This is a genomic window from Microbacterium sp. 18062 (assembly GCF_902706225.1).
GTDB lineage: Bacteria > Actinomycetota > Actinomycetes > Actinomycetales > Microbacteriaceae > Microbacterium.
In genome coordinates this window covers 26,848-43,345 of record NZ_CACSKB010000005.1, presented here as the reverse complement: position 1 = coordinate 43,345, position 16,498 = coordinate 26,848, and the positions used below count along the sequence as shown (strand labels likewise).

The 16,498-nt window shown below is 67.6% G+C and carries 18 protein-coding genes; 7 read left to right on the top strand and 11 right to left on the bottom strand.

Annotated features, from left to right (window positions below; genetic code table 11):
- Positions 1-13: 13 nt before the first annotated feature.
- From GVL03_RS03135 to GVL03_RS03100, 8 genes are all read right to left on the bottom strand, one after another.
- Complete coding sequence (locus GVL03_RS03135; protein WP_159499429.1) at positions 14-1,183, bottom strand: M23 family metallopeptidase; 1,170 nt, start codon at positions 1,181-1,183, stop codon at positions 14-16.
- Positions 1,184-1,198: 15 nt separating this feature from the next.
- Positions 1,199-1,897 carry a hypothetical protein gene (locus GVL03_RS03130; protein WP_159499427.1) on the bottom strand — a complete coding sequence of 233 codons (699 nt, stop codon included), beginning with the start codon at positions 1,895-1,897 and terminating at the stop codon, positions 1,199-1,201.
- 58 nt (positions 1,898-1,955) lie between these two features.
- Complete coding sequence (locus tag GVL03_RS03125; RefSeq protein ID WP_159499425.1) at positions 1,956-2,408, bottom strand: hypothetical protein; 453 nt, start codon at positions 2,406-2,408, stop codon at positions 1,956-1,958.
- Complete coding sequence (locus tag GVL03_RS03120; protein WP_159499423.1) at positions 2,395-3,468, bottom strand: ParB N-terminal domain-containing protein; 1,074 nt, start codon at positions 3,466-3,468, stop codon at positions 2,395-2,397. Before GVL03_RS03120 ends, GVL03_RS03125 begins: the two co-directional genes overlap by 14 nt.
- A gap of 6 nt (positions 3,469-3,474) precedes the next feature.
- Positions 3,475-4,305: a hypothetical protein gene (locus GVL03_RS03115; protein ID WP_159499421.1), complete on the bottom strand. Its 831-nt coding sequence runs from the start codon at positions 4,303-4,305 to the stop codon at positions 3,475-3,477.
- 247 nt (positions 4,306-4,552) lie between these two features.
- Positions 4,553-4,951 carry a hypothetical protein gene (locus tag GVL03_RS03110; RefSeq protein ID WP_159499419.1) on the bottom strand — a complete coding sequence of 133 codons (399 nt, stop codon included), beginning with the start codon at positions 4,949-4,951 and terminating at the stop codon, positions 4,553-4,555.
- Positions 4,948-5,664, bottom strand: coding sequence for a DUF2637 domain-containing protein (locus GVL03_RS03105; protein WP_159499417.1), 717 nt, complete (start codon positions 5,662-5,664; stop codon positions 4,948-4,950). Before GVL03_RS03105 ends, GVL03_RS03110 begins: the two co-directional genes overlap by 4 nt.
- Positions 5,661-6,548, bottom strand: coding sequence for a bifunctional DNA primase/polymerase (locus GVL03_RS03100; RefSeq protein ID WP_159499415.1), 888 nt, complete (start codon positions 6,546-6,548; stop codon positions 5,661-5,663). The genes GVL03_RS03105 and GVL03_RS03100 overlap by 4 nt, the downstream gene beginning before the upstream one ends.
- Before the next feature lie 383 nt (positions 6,549-6,931).
- On the opposite strand from GVL03_RS03100, the gene GVL03_RS03095 reads away from it, so the two are divergent.
- Positions 6,932-7,213, top strand: coding sequence for a helix-turn-helix domain-containing protein (locus GVL03_RS03095; RefSeq protein ID WP_159499413.1), 282 nt, complete (start codon positions 6,932-6,934; stop codon positions 7,211-7,213).
- A gap of 28 nt (positions 7,214-7,241) precedes the next feature.
- Here the strand turns inward: GVL03_RS03095 and GVL03_RS03090 are convergent, their stop codons facing one another.
- The gene (locus GVL03_RS03090; RefSeq protein ID WP_159499411.1) at positions 7,242-8,339 is read right to left on the bottom strand and encodes a site-specific DNA-methyltransferase; all 1,098 of its coding nucleotides are present in this window, start codon (positions 8,337-8,339) and stop codon (positions 7,242-7,244) included.
- Positions 8,340-8,751: 412 nt separating this feature from the next.
- On the opposite strand from GVL03_RS03090, the gene GVL03_RS03085 reads away from it, so the two are divergent.
- From GVL03_RS03085 to GVL03_RS03065, 6 genes are all read left to right on the top strand, one after another.
- Entirely contained in the window at positions 8,752-9,486 is a 735-nt protein-coding gene (locus GVL03_RS03085) for a hypothetical protein (protein ID WP_235037995.1), read from the top strand.
- 14 nt (positions 9,487-9,500) lie between these two features.
- Complete coding sequence (locus tag GVL03_RS22230; RefSeq protein WP_373683823.1) at positions 9,501-9,881, top strand: tyrosine-type recombinase/integrase; 381 nt, start codon at positions 9,501-9,503, stop codon at positions 9,879-9,881.
- The gene (locus tag GVL03_RS03080; protein WP_159499409.1) at positions 9,878-10,225 is read left to right on the top strand and encodes a helix-turn-helix transcriptional regulator; all 348 of its coding nucleotides are present in this window, start codon (positions 9,878-9,880) and stop codon (positions 10,223-10,225) included. Before GVL03_RS22230 ends, GVL03_RS03080 begins: the two co-directional genes overlap by 4 nt.
- A gap of 95 nt (positions 10,226-10,320) precedes the next feature.
- The gene (locus GVL03_RS03075; protein ID WP_159499407.1) at positions 10,321-11,760 is read left to right on the top strand and encodes a hypothetical protein; all 1,440 of its coding nucleotides are present in this window, start codon (positions 10,321-10,323) and stop codon (positions 11,758-11,760) included.
- A gap of 276 nt (positions 11,761-12,036) precedes the next feature.
- A complete protein-coding gene (locus tag GVL03_RS03070) occupies positions 12,037-13,479 on the top strand; it encodes a hypothetical protein (protein WP_159499405.1) in 1,443 nt (480 codons plus the stop codon).
- A 4-nt stretch (positions 13,480-13,483) separates the two neighbouring features.
- Complete coding sequence (locus tag GVL03_RS03065; RefSeq protein ID WP_159499403.1) at positions 13,484-14,026, top strand: hypothetical protein; 543 nt, start codon at positions 13,484-13,486, stop codon at positions 14,024-14,026.
- Between the two features lie 402 nt (positions 14,027-14,428).
- Here GVL03_RS03065 and GVL03_RS03060 read toward each other — a convergent pair whose 3' ends face one another.
- Both GVL03_RS03060 and GVL03_RS22705 read right to left on the bottom strand, forming a co-directional pair.
- Positions 14,429-14,968: a hypothetical protein gene (locus GVL03_RS03060; protein ID WP_159499401.1), complete on the bottom strand. Its 540-nt coding sequence runs from the start codon at positions 14,966-14,968 to the stop codon at positions 14,429-14,431.
- Positions 14,969-15,294: 326 nt separating this feature from the next.
- Positions 15,295-15,891 carry a helix-turn-helix domain-containing protein gene (locus GVL03_RS22705; protein WP_373683824.1) on the bottom strand — a complete coding sequence of 199 codons (597 nt, stop codon included), beginning with the start codon at positions 15,889-15,891 and terminating at the stop codon, positions 15,295-15,297.
- Positions 15,892-16,498 lie beyond the last annotated feature (607 nt).

Genomic DNA, 16,498 nt, shown 5'->3' with positions numbered 1-16,498 from the left:
GGGCGGTCCAGTCCTAGAAGGCGCAGCCCGGGCCGCCGCTGGTTGGAGCATCGAGGCCTTCAACGCCGTGGTCGGCCAGCCACGGGATCGCATCGACCGGGGAGGCGCCCGCGCCGCCGGGGTGCAGCTGGAAGTGCAGGTGCGGGCCGGTGGATCGGCCGCTGGAGCCGACGTCGCCGATGTGCTGCCCGGCGGCGATGCGGTCACCGGCCTGGACGTGGATGCCGTGCGCCCACATGTGGATGTAGACGCTCGCGATGCGTTCCCCATCGATGGTGTGCTCGATCGTGATCTGCCCCGAAGTGCCCCCGACCATCCCGGCGTAGGTGACGACGCCGTCGGCGAGGGCGAAGATCGGGGTGCCGTCGGCGGCGGCCCAGTCGGTGCCGGCGTGGAAGCTTCTCTCGCCGGTGAACGGGTCGCTGCGCCATCCGAAGTCCGAGGTGTGCGTGTAGGTGCCGTTGGGCAGCGGGAACACCAGGCCCGTGGTCTCCGGGATGCTCGCATCGCCCGGCACACCGGACCCGCCGCTGCCGCCTCCCGGGGTGAGGGCTTGCAGGATGGCTCGGGCGACGGGTTCGTAGTTCTGGTATCGGTCCGGGTAGGCGGAGACCTCGACCGCCTGGGCGGCCTCGCCCTTGTCCATCTGCTGCCACCCGGGGATGTCCAGCAGACCCCGCGGCGACGGGTAGTTCGGACCATCCGGCCCGCCGTAGAACGCGCGCGCTTGGTAGCCGGTGTCCATGAGCTCGGCGACCGTGCCCCACCCCGCCACGGGCCGCATCTGGAACAGCCCGAGCGAGTCATGATCCGACCCGTTGCCGTCGTTGGGGAACTCGCCCGACTCGGGGTAGGCACCGGTGTTCGCCAGCTGCCGCAGCGTGGACTCGGTCAGCGCGGCCATCAGTGCGATGATGATCCCGTCCCGTCCCACCCCGGGGGTGCGGGCGCCGGTCTCGGTGATCGTGGCCGCGTGGGTGAGCTGCTGACGTTTCAGGGTGAACGTCGTCCCGTCACGCGTGGTGACCTCCAGCGAGTCTGGGACCGGGCCAAGGACGACGCCGCTGGCGATGCACATCGCCTGGTTCGTCACCGCGGGGTTCACCAGCACCCCGACGCCGATCAGCGACAGCATCGGCGCGAACAGCACCCCGACGAGCAGGAGCAGCAGAGCCTTCTTCATCACGCCGCTCCTGTCTCAGCGCAGCGGGTTGTCCAGCTGCGACAGGCGCAGTAGCACGCACCGGTCGGTGGCCGGCGGGCAGGAGAGGAACATCGTGAACGCCACCGCATGTTGGGAGGTGACTTGCTCGTCGAACCAGACGCCCTCCCGGTGCCTGGTGCCCTCGACCGTGTAGGCGATGAGTCCGTCGGCGAGCTGCCCGTCGGCGGCAGCGACGGCCTCGTACCACTGGTCGGGGACGTAGAGGCGGTCGATGTCGATCCACTGCGCGGTGCGGTACTCCTGCAGATCTCGCCATGTCGCCGCCGAGGGCAGGTAGTTCGACAGGTCGCTGATCAGCCCGGGCGTCTCCGTTCCGGACGGGTCCGCGGCTGCCAGCAGCACCGCCCGATGATCATCGGGCGCGAACGTGGTGAACGTGTCCCAGACGAACAGAGCCTCCGCTGCGGCCTCCGCGAACCGTTCCGGATTCGTCGTTTCGGGCAGGGGCGGAAGCTCCGCCGGTCCCGTCGTCGGTGAGGACGGGACCGTCGGCCCCGGGACCGTCGGCCCGGTCGGCTCGGTGGGACCGGGCCGGGATGTGGCCGGGCCGGTGACCAGTCCGTAGATGCCGATGCCGGTCAGGATGGCGAGGATGATGCCGGCGGCGGCGAGGGAGATGATCAGCCGCAGTCGGCGGGCGCGGTCTGGGCCGGTGGTGGCGGGGTCGGTCATGACGAGGTGCCTCCTGTCCGAGTCGTCTGGCTCTGATCAGGTGCGCACCCCGCGCAGGTCACTGCAGCCGGCGCCTCGCGTCCTCCCGCGCTTCGCCGGTCGCCGGGGTCTCCGGGTCGAGGGAGGCGGATCGTTCCTGCAGCACTCGGTCCAAGGGGCTGGGCTCGGGTTGCCAGGCGATCCGGCCGTTCTCACTCTGTGCGGCCATGACGAGCTGGACGACCTGGTCCATGGATGCGGCGGCGATCGTCAGCCAGCCAGATGCCTTGGCCGCGTGCTCCTGGCTGGCCGTGCGGTTGCCGTCGTCGGTCGCCGCGAACGGGCTGCGCCGTTCGTGCCAGTCCGCCAGCTGCCGAAGCGACTGCTGCACGCTCGTCAGCGCATAGTGCATCGAGCCCAGCACCCGGTAGGTGTCCTCGGGGACGGAGATGTGCCGCGTGGCGTACGCGAGCCCGCGGGCAGCTTCACCGAGTTCGTCCGCGTCCTGCGCCGGATCCTCAAACGTCGGCATCAGCCGTCTCCTCCCGCGCCGTGCGCGCCGTCGCCAGGAACGTCGCGGCCGCCGTGATGTAGGTGTCCACGAGCTCCCACTGGTCGGGTTCGGCGTGGCGGCCGAAGTCGGTCGGGTCGAACCGGTCCCACCAGCCGTGCTCGCGGCGCAGCAGGTCGACGAGCTTGCGGATCTGGTGTTTCTCGCGCAGCAGCGGGTCCGCATCCTTCCACCCGATCCGCTCGGCCGTGCCCGCGCTCTCGCGCAGCTGCGTCAGGCGGGCCAGCGCCAGGCTGGACTCCTTCGCGACCTCCGCGGGCTGCTCCAGCTTCTCCAGGGTCTGCAGCTCCTGCTTCGCCGACGCACGCACCGTCTCTGGGGCATCGGGGTCGTCGGCAGCGCGACGGATCCCGGCGAGGTTCTGTGCGGATTTGACGTGCAGGTAGCGGCCGTTGACTTTTCCGTCGGTGTTCAGCTCGATCAGCGCCTCGGCTGCTTCCTGCCGCACATATGGGTCCTCGAGATCGTCCGCGGCGATGCGGCGCAGCTCGTTGATCTGCTCGAGCATGGTCCGCGAGTCCCGCCCCGTGACCGCACGCGCGGCCTGGACCCGTACTTTGCCTCCTCCGGACGGGGGTGCCGATTCGGCACCCCCGTCTCTCACCTCGGCGACGCGGTCATTACGGTCCGGAGAACCGAACCGCGTGGCGGCGTCGCGACGCTGCGCATCCTCTGCATAGAGAGCCTTCAGCTCCTCGTACAGCTCCGCCTGCTCCAACGGCTTCAGGGCCTTCTGCAGGGTCTGCTCGTCGCGGATCGCGAGGACGTAGGAGAGCTTGTCGGACACGTCCGGCACCACCCACACCGGGGTGACCCGCCAGCCCAGGCGTTCCATCGCTGCCAGCCGCCGGTTCCCCGTGATCAACACGGAGCCCTCGGTGATCGCCGGCGGGTTGAGGATCCCGACCCGCTCCAACGATCCGCACAGCTCGTCGAGGTCCTCGTCCGGGTCGCGTCGGTACTGGGAGCCGCGGCGGATCTGACCGATCGCCTGCTCCATGAGCAAGTGCCCCCGCGCCATAGCCGCTCACCGTCCTTCCCGCACGTCAGGTACGGGCGCCATCCGGCGGGCCACGTCCAGCAGGGCGCCATCGGAGAGCAGCTCCGCGACGTCGTCACCGAGCAGCACCCGCGCGAGCAGCCCGTGCCGTCCGGACCGGCGGCGTCCGGCGGGAACTCCGACGAGCAGGCGCACGAGCTCGGCCCACTCGTCGCGGCGGTAGCCGAAGCGGACGGCAATGCTGAGGTCCTTGGAGACGATGTCGACGGCCGACTCGCCCGAGGACAGCGACGCGACGCGGTGCGCGATGTAGTCCACGGCCTGCTCGACCTGGCGGGCGGGCCACCCGGCGACGACGAGGAACACGCACACGGTGCGAATCACCGGGTCCGCGGACCCGTCATCGTCCCGGCCCGCGCTGCCAACGAGCTCGGTGGCGTGGGGGTGGACGTCGTAGAAGAACTCCTCGTAGTGCCCGGCGCGCACGGGCTCCTCGTTGGGACGCTTCGAGGGGCGGCGGGCCTTGTCCTGGCTGGTCATGTCCCGGTCGGCGTGGACCTCGGCGGCGATGCCGAGCGCGACCGCGCGGGTCACCACCGCCCACGGGTCGTCTGCCTTCACGGTCGTGCGCTGCCGCATGGCGATGAAGGCCTCATAGGCGGCGTCGGCCGGGTCGCGGTGCCAGGCACGGGCGACCGGGGTGTACTTCGCGGTGGCGTAGACCATGAGCTCGGCGGCCACCGAGCTGGTCGCCCACGCATTGTGGGTGTTCAGGTCGAGGAGGACCTGGCGCAGGCCCTCCGGTGTGGTGAAGTCCGGACCGGCGTGGTCGGCGTCCGGGACGAATGGATCATGCATAGCGACTCCCTCAACGGATCTGGGTGCAAGCGAGGTATGAACCCGCATCCGCTGAATGACCCGCCGCGCCCTCCCCGGAGGCGAGTGCCTCCGCGCGGAGCGCTGGTTTCAGGCGTCACTGAGCCGCGCCGCGATGCACACGGGCTGCCGCGGTGAGTGGTGCCGCCGCGCTGTGGCGACGGAAAGATGGTTGGTCAGAAGGTGGATGCGGGGCCGGGCGTCGGGTGGCTGCCCGGGCAGGCAGAGGTCACCGGCTCACCCCCTGCCTGCCCAGCACGGGCTGCGCGGGGCTGGTCGGCGCATCCGGGGTCAGGTCCACCTCGCGGTGCGAGAGCGCACGGCGGATGCGGGCCGCGCCGTCGCGGGATGCTTGGCGGACGAGCTCGTGGACGTCCTGGTTCAGGTCCGCGGTCTTCTCCATCACACGGGCGCCGGCGCGGGCGGCCATGTCGGTGGGACGAACCCAGTCGACATGGGTCTCCTCGTGTCCTGCCGGTGTCGCCGTGCGGGCAACGCTCGGGTCACCGTGGCGGGCGATGACATGCGCGCCGTCGGGGTCCACGCGCTCGCTGTCGTGCTGATCGTGCTGGTCGTGCTCGGGTGGGGTCCCGCTGCTTGCGGGTTCCGAGGGTGTGGGGTCGGTCATGGGGAATCTCCTTCCTTGTCTTCGTCAGGTGCGGCCAGCCAGCGGCCGATCGTGGTCGGGTGCACGCCCAGCTGTGTCGCGATCTGCCGTTGCGAGACGCCGTCGGCCGCGAGCCGTGCCGCCTGCTCCCGGGTCTCCTGGTCACCGCGAGCCCGCTCCGACCGGCTAGTCGCCGTGCGCGTGCGCGCTGGCTTCGCTGTTGCGCGCTCGTCCGGTCGGGTCGTGGGCATGCCAGCGGCGTGAGGCGGGGCGGCGTTGCGGGTGAGCTCGACGGTCAGGTGGGTCATGGCCAGCAGCACCAGCGGGGGCACCGAGGCGACCAGGGCAGCGACCACGGCGGGTACGCGCGCGTCGGCGGCGACGATCGCGTGCGTGATGTTCGCCGCCACGGACACGCCGGCGCCGGATGCCAGCAGCAGCCAGGCGTAGCGCCGCGCCGCGGGTGCCTGGTTGCGTAGCGCGACAACGGAGATGGTCGCTTCGAGGATCACCCCGTCCACGATCAGCGGCCACACCCACGCCTGGCCGGCGGGGATCCCGGCCATGATCGCCAGATCCTGCAACGTAGTGAACGACAGCCAGAACGCGCCCAGCGCGAGCACCAGTGTGCCGGTGACGCTGCTGGCGATCACCAACCGTGGCACCCCGGTCGCGGGCCCGGCCACACCTGCATCCGTCAGTGAGGCGGTGCGGGGCGCGGCGGGCGAGCTCATCGCCGCACGGCTCCCGGGACTGGGCCAGCTGATCGGCCCCCAGCGTCCGCAGCGGGTGTGAGCTGAACTGTGCGCCACGCAGATCGGATGGTCGCGTCGATCTCCCGTGCGCCGAGCCCGACACCGAGCGCTGGCCGATCCAGAAGATCGTGGATGCCCTGCTCGTCGATGCCGTGTTCGGCCAGTCGGCACGCCGCCCAGAACAGGCTCGCGTTGCGGTTGCCCTCCACGGCAGCGCCGAGCCAGTGCGTGAGTCGCTCGGATTCCGCGGGCGCAGAACCCGCGAGGGCCGTGGTGACGGTGACTCGTGGCCGGATGGGAGTGAGGAGCTCGCGTATCCGGTCCCCGTCGACCGGGCGTGGTTCGGTGTTGAGCGTCAGGATCGTGTACCCCGCTCGTCTGCCCCGATCGATCACCGTCGAGGGCGGGGCGAGGACGTAGCCGTCGGTGCCGCGGAAGTCGACGTGACTCGTGCCGCGTGACCACGTCTGCTGCGGCCGGTCGGCCTCGGAGGGGAAGTACAGGTGCGTGCCTCCCGACGGGGTGCGCACCGCGGCGAGCGCTCCGGTGACCATGCCCGTGCGGTGGAGGCGTTCGAGGACGGCGTAGCCGTCGCCGCCGGCGTGCACGTCGATGTCGAGCACGTCCAGTCCGTGCCCGGTGGCGATGCCGATGTTCGCCTTGGGCTGCCATGCCCACCAGCCGCGGATGCGGCGCGCGCCGGTGGTTGCGTCGCGGTATCCGCGTGTGGTCAGTGGCTGCTTGCCGCCCGGGGCGCAGGGGAACACGTCGAGGCCCGCCGCCGCGTACATCAGGGCGGCGTCGCGCATTGTGCCGCGGTGCGCGCCGACCGCGCTCAGGGTTTCCTGTAGTGCCTGGATCATGTCCGCCTCCTCTCGCGGCTCGGGAGGCGAGCGCCGAACCGCAAGAGTCAGGTGCGCGTCACCGCCGGTTACGCGTAGCCGCTAACCTGGCCGAGAGACAGGCCCTTGGTTGTCTCGAGGACGCAGGTGCGGCATCTATCGATCCGAACCCGACAGTCAAGCTCCGTCCAGCGCTCCGCGCGAGGATGCGTGTTTGAGCAACGGACTTGCGCGATTCAGCGACGTCCCGTGGCTGCCCGCCAGACTCACCCTCGCGTGATGGACCCGCGAGAGGTTCACAAGATGGACGGTCGGCGCTCTGAGCGGTTGTGCCCGGAGGCCAGATAAATTATGCCGGATATTTCTGGCTGACGGAAGGTGGTTGCGCTCGTCAGCGTAGAGAGGTGTCCTACTCCACCGTGCCTTCGACCTGGGAGGAGTACGCCAAGACCCTCGGGATTGAGCTGCAGCGTCGAAGGATCGCGTTGAACGTCACGCAAGAGAACCTCGCCCACCAGGCCGGGCTGACCCGCACGCACTACCAGCAGCTTGAGCGTGGGTTCTGGAAACCCGGATCCCCAGCCAACCCGTCACTGAAGATCCTGGTGCGCTTAGCGCAGGCTCTACAGCTCGAGGTCAGCGAACTGTTGCCGTCCGGCGACGGCGTCAAGTGGCCGGGGAAGTAGCCCGGTCACTGCGCCGACGCACCCCTCATCACCCTTCGGTGCGACGCATCTCGACACGGTCGATGCGAGACGCAATCAGTGGGATGAAGCTCGCGTCCTTCTCGATCGCGACCACCCGCATCCCTTCCTCTAGCGCCGCCTCGATTGTGGCGCCCGAGCCAGCGAAGGGTTCCAGGACGAGGCCGCCGGGTGGGGTGATCAGACGCACCAGCCAGCGCATCAACGACAGTGGCTTCACGGTCGAGTGCGAGACGCCGAACGCGCGAGGGCGCTCGGACCCGGGAGGCTTGTGCTCGTAACGGAAGATCGGGAACCGGGCCGAGGCGGAAACGCCTCGCCATGATCCCGTCAGCAAGTCCAGCGACTCGGCTTGCGCCGTATCCAGCGCCGCGTTGGCAGGCCACCGGCCGTCGTCGCCGAAGCGCGCCGAATCGATGTGCAACGCGCCGGTGCCGTGCATCCGCACACTGTCGACCACCGTCCCTGGTATCGGCTTGCGGGCGATGATGATCGGCTCGAACGATGGCCGCAGCCCCGTGCCCCATCCCTCCCACTGCTGGGCTTCATTGCTCACCGGTGCGCCCTGGTGCACTACCCGCCGCGTTGCACCGAGCACACCCTCGCCGCCCGACTCCTGCACCATCCGGTCCGGGCGCAGCACCCCGTTGCGCTTGTCCAGCGCGTACCCGAGGTCCATGCTCTTCGGCATCCCCGACGAGTACAGCCACGCAATCTGATCGCGCACTTCGAACCCCGCGCTCTCGATCCCGCGCACCATGCGGTGCCAGGTGCGCGTGCCGCCGAACGCAGCCAGATGGGCGCCGGGCTTCAGTGCGTGCAACGCGCCGTGCGCCCACGCTGCGCACCACGCTTCGAACACCTCCGGTGTGCTCATTGCCGATACATCGACGTCCGGCAGCGACTCGGCGAACCCCGATGCTCCGTCCCAGGCGTGCCCACTGAACTCGAGCCCATACGGCGGGTCGGTCACCAGCGCGTCTGCGATCGACGGCGCCAGCCGGGGAAGAACGCCCACCGAGTCCCCGCCGAGGATCACTGCCCCATCGCGGTCGATCTCGACAGGAAGCTCGTGGGAACCGTAGGCATGTGGAACCTCGCGCGGCATGGAGTACCTGCTCTCTGAGCATGTTCGCCGCCGTTGCCCGACGAACTCGATGCCAGCCAGGTACGCCCACTCGGACGCCCGCGAAGCCCATGCCTCGCCGCCCCAGAGTTCGCGCCGTCTATCGCGGGCGTCGTGACCGACCGAGCCTCCTCTCAAGGTGCTCCACACGATCGGCAATCAACGATCGACGATGACGAATCGCATCTGATGCGATCCCGTCACCCGTGTTGTCCCCGGCCCCCCGACCCGTTCTCCCCTGGAATATCAACGATCTGATGAGCCTCGATCGCCGCCCTCGCGCCCAGCCGTCCGGCGCCGCTTCGGGACCTCCACTCGTGACCGGGACTTTTTCTTGCGCATCGCATCAAATGCGATATTCTCGCATCAGATGCGATTGACCGAGAGGGATGACATGGCCGGTGATGAGGGAGCTCTGGCTGGCTCTGCCCGGCTGGTGCTGCTGGACTCGGTCGCGTTGTTGCGCCCGGACGAGCAGGTGTTCGAGGCGATGTTGGAGGGCTGGCGGAACCAGGGGCTCGCCCGGAATCTCGCCCGCTCGACGGTTCAGGCGCGGGAGCGGCAGGTCCGCGCCTTCCAGGCGCACGCCGCGACGTTCCCGTGGGAGTGGACGGCGTTGCACGCGGACGAGTGGTTCGCCGATCTGCGCGCGGTGCACCACTGCACGCGCTCCACGGTGCGCGGCTACCAGGTCGCGGTGCGCGGCTTCTGCTCGTTCGCACTCGACCCTGCATACGGCTGGGCTGACGAGTGCATGCGTCGCTTCGACACACATCCGGTGCAGATCATCACCGACGTCAACTCCGCGCAGCACGTCGCGGACGTCGAGTCAGAGCCTGCGAAGCGACCATTCACCCGGCGCGAGCTGCAGGATCTGTTCGACTACGCCGACGAGCAGGTCGAGCTGAAGCGCTCCCAAGGCAAGAAGGGGTGGATGGCCGCGTTCCGCGACGCGACGATCTTCAAGACCACCTACGCCTACGGCACACGCCGCACCGAGACGCAGATGCTCGACGTGTCTGACTTCGGCCGCAACCCGGAGGCGCCGGAGTTCGGGCAGTTCGGGCCGTGCATGTCCGGCATGGGAAGGCAAAGCGCGCCTCGCCGCCGAAGCGACGCACAGTGCTGACAGTCTGGCCCTGGGTGGTCGACGTCCTCGAGCAGTGGTTCACCGAGGTGCGCCCGCTGTTCGGCGCCGACGACAACCCCGCCGCGTGGCCTTCCGAGCGGGCGCCGCGGGTGAGTGCGGCGCTCCTTGATCACCGGATGGCCGACTACCGGGAAGCGATCGGCCTGGACCCGATCCTGGACTTCCACTCACTGCGCCGCTCCTACGTCACGCATCTGATCGAGGACGGCTGGGACCCGAGATTCGTGCAGGATCAAGTCGGCCACGAGCACGCCTCGACCACATCGATCTACACCGGAGTCTCCTCGGACTTCCGCGTCCGCACGCTACGACGCGCATTGGACCAGATCATTGCCGACGCGGTCGGCACCGAACCGAGGGAGGAAGCGCGATGACCAGACAACGCCGGAAAGTCTCATACGAGTGGCGGCTGCGGGAGGTGATGGCCGACCACAAGATCTACGCCACCACCGAGCTGGTCCCGCTGCTCGCCGAGCGCGGCATCGTGCTCTCGGCCTCGCAAGTCCACCGCTTGGTGACCACGACCCCGGAACGGCTGTCACTGCCGATCCTCGCCGCGCTCTGCGACATCTTCGACGTCACCCCGAACGAGCTGATCCCCACCGACGCTGTCAACGTCGGCGTCCGCAAGATCGCCGCCGGCGACCGGCCCGCGAAGCCGACGGGCATCGGCGACCTGCGTCCGGTCCGCGCCCGGATCGTTCGCCCCGGCGAGTGACCGCAGCCGATCCCGTCAGCGGGGCCACGCGCTGCGCGCGCTGCGACCGTCGAGTCCGGGATCGGCATGAGCCGCCCGGCGAGACCGATGAGATCGTGCTGGTCTGGATCCGCCGCTGGCCGGACGGGCTGATCTGCTCCGGCTGCTTCGCCCGCGCGATGGAGACCTACGGGATCTGCGACGGCTGCAGCACCGATCGGCTCCTGCCCGGCATCGGCCCCGCCGGGCAGCGCTGGTGCACCGACTGCGCAGGCGGCCTCGGTGACTTCACCTGCACCCGCTGCGGCCGAGAAGGATGGCGCGAGCACGCCGGCATCTGCGGCTGGTGCGTTCTGCAGGACCGCGTCGACGAGATCCTCGACGACGGCACCGGCAGGCTCCGGCTCGAGCTGATGCCCCTGGCCGCGCTGATCATCGGCATGAAGCGGCCCCGCTCAGGCGTCCTCTGGCTCAGCCGGCCCGAACCGCGCAGCGTCCTGCGCGCGATCGCGCGCGGTAAGGTTCCACTCACCCACGAGGGCATCCACAGCCTCCCCGAGCGCCGATCCACCGCCTACATCCGCGACCTGATGATCACCGCCGGGATACTCCCGCCCATCGACAAGTCGCTGTTCTACTTCGAGCAGTGGTGGCTCGGCTGGCTCGACGAACTCCCGAACCCCGAGCAGCGCAAGATGTACCGCTTGTTCATCACCTGGCACTACCTGCGCGCCTTCCGGGTGCGCATCGACGCCCGTGGCGAGCTCGGCTACGCGGCCCCGCAACTAGCCCGGCACCAACTCCGCGCCGCTGCTGCATTCGTCGCAGGCCTCACCGAGCAGGGACGGAGTCTGGCCGACGTCACCCAGGCCGATCTCGACCGTCTCTTCGCCGAGGGAACGCCCCGGCTGCGCGACATCCTCCAGCCGTTCCTGCGCTGGGCGATGAACAGCCGTCGCATGCCGAGACTCGAGCTTCCGCCCTTCGTCCAGCGACCCGTCTTGCTCCTGACCCAGCAGCGACGGATCAAACTCATCCGGCGGGTCCACGACGGCGACGGCATGGACCTTACCGACCGGGTCCTCGCGCTGCTCGTCCTGCTCTACGCCCAGCCCCTGACCCGCATCCAACAGCTCACCGTCGACGACATCGGCATCGACGACGAAGGTCACGTCCTGATCCGGCTCGGAGACCCACCGACGCCGGTTCCCGCGCCGTTCGACGAGATCATCCGCCAGCACGTCGCCGCCCGTCGGAACCAGACGACCGGAGCCAACATCACCAGCCAGTGGTTATTCCCCGGGCGCGCGTCCGGGCAGCCCCTGCACACCACGTCCCTGCGCGACCGGCTCCGCAAACTTGACATCCCGAACCTCAGCAACCGCAGTCGCGCGATCCGCGAGCTCCTCCGGGAAGCGTCACCGATCATCGTCGCCGGAATGCTCGGCTACAGCCCCACCGGGAGCGAGCGAATCGCCACCGAGTACGGCATCGCTTGGCACCACTACGCGCCGCTCGGGAAGCCAGCCGGGCGCCCGCCCCGACTCAGTGAGTGAGGCCAGATCACGGCGGGAGTCGATTGAGCAGAGAACGCTAGTCGGATCGGTCGCCTGTCATCGTTATTGAGCTCGGCGTGTCGAGCCGTCGGAGTCGAATATGCGTGCGAATATCTGCAGAGACAGAGAAGCCCGAGATGCGGGTCCAATCCGTCTCGGGCCTTCTCGAACTTGGCGGTTCTCTACAGAAGGTAGCTGAACGTCGCGGGTGCACCAAGCGCCACGCCGACTTCGGTGGCAACTGGGGCGGCTTGGGTGTCTACGGAGAGACACATCGTGACCAAGAAACGAGAACGCCGGAACTGGAAGGTTTTCCAGCGGTCGACCGAGAGCAACGCGTATCGGCCGCAACCGCCGAAGGCACGTCCGGATGAGCTCTGGGAGCGGATCGAAACGCTCATCGCGAGCGAGCCGCCGACTGAGGCTGACCCGGCGTCGGCCGCGGAGCCGAAGACTCCCGCGGCGAGCACGCAGAAGCGGAAACGTGGAGCTGCCCGTCGGCGTCAAAGACGACGGCGAGTCGTCCGCACGCTCGACGTTCTCGGATCCGTCGTCTGGATCGTGAGCCTCATCAAGCTGTTTGTCGGTGACTTTGACCGGCTTCTCATCTCCTCGTTCGCTCCACAGCTGGTCTGGCTGCTGGACATGAGGTGGCTCCTCGTCCTGGGCCTGGTTGCGCTGATCCTGATCCTCTTTCGTGCACGCACCCTTGGGGTCGCCGTCGCCTACATCGTCGGGTTTCCCCTCGTGATCCTCTTCTGGAAGATTCCGAAACTGCTCATCAAACGGCGCAGCACCCTCTTGGTGTCGAGCCTGGCCGGCGTCGCCACGGGATTCCTGTCGCGCGCGAAGTTCTTCATCGTCGCCCTCGCAATCGCCTGCCTCTCAGGGACCATGATTCTCATGGGCGAGACGCCGCCGGTCGTCCTGGCGGGGATGGGCGCCATGCTGCTCGTCGTCATGTGGTGGTTGACGGTGACCGCGATCGACCTGCTCCACACGAGCGCGTTCATCAAGGCTCAAGAGCGAGTCATCAACTGGATCTTCGGTTTCGAGCTCATCGAACGGTTCGTCACCCCCGAACAGCCAGACGCGCTGGCGCTGAAGGCGTGGTCGGTGGACGACGCGAAGAAGTTCCGCGACACCGCGGGATTCGCGCTCATCGCGCGACGTGCGCTGTTGTTCTGGGCAAGCGCCGTGGACCAGTATCGACGCGGACCCGCCGTCGTCGTCCTCAACGCACTGCTCGTCGTGCTGCTCCTCGCGCAGGTCATCGGCGCATTCGCATTCCTCAGCTTCGGTGTCTTCGTCATCGATCCGACCCAGTTCGCGTTCACGGTGACTCCGGATGCCTGGACCTTCGTCTACTACTCCACTGTGGGGGCGTACTTCGGCGAGATCTCTGCACTCGTACCGGTGGGTGGACTCGCCATCGCGGTGAAGCTCCTGAACGGCATCATCGGGTCGATCGGCGTTCTCACGATCATCGGCTCTACTCTCATGGGATTCCGCGCAACACGATCCGACTCGGAGTCGAATACCGCCGCTCGAGCCCTTCGCCGCAAAGCCGACGAACTCGAATCTCTGTCGGAGCAACAGTTCCAGATGTCGCTGCAGGATCTGCAACAGCACCTCGTGGCTGCCGGCTGGGGCTTGATCGGCGTGGTCACCTGGTTGAAAGCGAAGACTCCCGTAACAATGCCGGGCGCCGAGAGCTGAGGACATGTCTGAAGTCGAGCGGGTCTTCATCGCCACCGTAGCCCAGGTCGTCCCGGTCCTGCTCCTCGCGCTCGTGGTCGAGACACGCTTCTTCCGGTTCACACACGCTGACGCGATCCCCTCGGTCAAGGACGCGCGACAGGCGTTGCACGAAGATATGTCGGGTTTCGACTACTGGGGCTGGCGAACTCTCACGTCCTTCAGAAGGTGGGGGCTCGGCATCTCACTGACCTCGGGCTTGGTGGTGGTCCTGGCTGCCGTCGAGGTCTTCGCGCTTTACCTGCTCGCTCACGATCTACCCGTGACTGGAGGCGTGAGCAACCTGCTTATCGGCGGCATCACAATCGGCGTGCTCGCGGTCGGGGTCCTGCCGGTGCTGGGAGTCATCGTTCGACGTAACGTGGAGTTGAACCAGCTTGAGCTGGAAGTCCAGCGGGCAGTCGAAGCCAAGCGGAAACGCGACGCCGAGGAGGAGCGAGCACGCGCCGCGATGCAAGCCGCGCGGTCAAGGCGGCGGCGGTGGATCTGTTGGTTCCCCCGGCGTTAGCCGACCATTCCGAGTCGCATCCCTCACATTCCGCTGAGCAAGCCTGCCGGCTCCCTCCGAGGCTCAGCGAGTAAAGACCTCGTCACTCGGGTTCACGTCAGAGCGCCAGTTTGTCCCGAGCCCACTCAGACTGACATCCTCGCGATGTGATCTGGGCGGATTTGAGCCCGTGGAGCGACTACTCCGATGCCCGAAGGTCGGTGAGGGGATCAGGTTTCTGCTGGTGTTCGACGACCGACTGTGTGATCACTTTGACAGGCTTGTCCTCGCGACCGTCATCGTCGGGAGTTGACTCGGACATTGGATTCTCCTCGGTCTTCTATGGTTTGCGACGGCTTGGGAGCAGCCACCTCTTGCATGATCACGCGGGGCGGCTTCTCTTCGCGTTTGTCATCGTCGGCGTCACGGTGCAGCATCTTGCGCTCCTTCGATCTGAATGATGGTAGGTGCTTCGGGTTGAGGGTTGACGAGACCGTAGATGGTCCCTGCGCCGGATGCGATCCACGCAGCGACGAGGACGATGAAGCCCCCGACGAGCCAGCCATGTCGGCCGTTCAGCACTGTGCGCGCACGCTCGTGCGAAGCTAACCGGGTTGCGAGCAGTCCTCGGCGTAGCGAGATGGTCTTCGCTGTCGCGTACTCTGCTATCAGGCCAGGAAGGCCGGGCTGCTTGGACATGCGGGAGCGCATCGCGAAGAGACCGCAGAGCGCCGCGCCCAGGTACAGGGTGAGACTGATCCCGCTGATCCACGGGTTGCCCGACGAGGTCACCAGTTCGGTGCCGCCGAGGACGCCGCTGGCACCGATGAGCACGGCGGCACGAGTGCTCGTGTTCGAGAGCCGGACATCCATCGCCTTCTCTTGGCGCTCGATCTGCGCGTCGAGCACGTCGAGTTGGCTGCCGACCAGATCCTCGATCCCAGGTGCCGGATCGGGATCCACCGGTTCGCTCCGCTCCCAGGGCCACGCCATGCGCCTCAGATTAGTGGGTTAGGGGATCTGTCTACGAGGCTGTTTGCAGATTCCGTCCGTGATCTGGCCGCCGGTTGCAGCCGGAGTGGACTGTTCGAGTGTTTTGTGAAGTCCATCCCGAACAAACCTCGGCCCGCCGCGCGGATAACGACGCCGAAGACGATCCGACTGAGCGAACGATCGTGGTAGATGAAAGCCGATGTAGCAGTGCCGCGAGTAAGACCGGCTGGCCGCGTGCATCTATGTCTGAGGAACTCGTCACTCGAGTTCTCGTCATGGCGCCAGTTATCGGACTGTCAACCGTCATCATGCTTGAGTCGGCCAGCGTCCCGTTTCGTGAAGTCTCGCGGGGATATTCCGTACCGATCGCGGAAAGCGCGACTGGCAGCTGATCGGCTACGCCAGCCGGTCTTCTGTGCGGCTTCCGCGACAGTGATATCCGACGTGATGAGCAGTTCGGCCATCACCTCGGTGCGCCTGCGCCACAGGTAGGCCCCCGGGGGTACGCCGAATGCTGACCGGAACAGCCGAGACAGTTGTGATGGCGAAAGAGCGACTGATGCAGCGAGGTCGTGGATGCTCCAGGGGTGGGCGATTGAATCCTCTACCAGATGTTGCGCTTTGGACACCTCAGGCCTGAGGTGCGCCCCGGAGCTAACCAACCGAGGCCCTGACGGAGAGCGGTGGCGCGGGTCAAGGAGGTCTAAAATCTCCGACGCGCGGGCGAGCCGGTCGTAGTGTGTGAGAGCATTGTGGCGCTCGAGCGCAGCAAGTTCGAGCAAGGGCTCGCGGATGGAACGCAGGCCCTCGTCGCCGACATACGCCGCTCCCGGCCGTGGCGGTGATGAAGTCGCCGATCCGACTGCCGGGCTCAAGATATGCGTCGGTGGCATCCACTTTGAGTGAGATGCGGCGAACTCCTCATCAACAGCCCAGGAAACTGCACGCATCGGTCGCAGCGTCTCATGTGTCCCTTGCGTCCCTCGGGGCAAGGCGAACACGACGCCCTCGCGCGCGAGCGCCGTGCCGTCGGAAAGACGAACGATCGCTTGCCCGGAGACTACAAACACCAGGAGGAACGACGACGCGTCGATTGTCCCTGAACGGCTTGTCATTGTTTCGTGCACCACCAGGGGTCGTGGCGTATCCTCGGCCGTTGCGGAAGTAGTGGATCCTCCGCCTGAGACAGTCATCGTGACCGATTTCGATTCCGCCGGTCAGGCGTCCGATGCGGTGACCCGAGCTCGATGCGTCGATATCGAGGGCGCTGTTTCTGTGATGCCCAGGACGCGCCGCGATGGGCACTGTTCGCTATTCGCGACGCGAGGAAGATGGACGTGGTGCTGCGCGGATTACGCTGATGAGAATCGATGTTCAAGACGAGCTCGAATCTCAAGGCAGGTCACCGGCGAATCGGCAGGCGCATGCCTTCGGCGCGCTGGCCTTGGGTCTTGGTTCAGCCCTCACTGCAGTGCTCGTGTGGCCTGCGGGACTTGGACG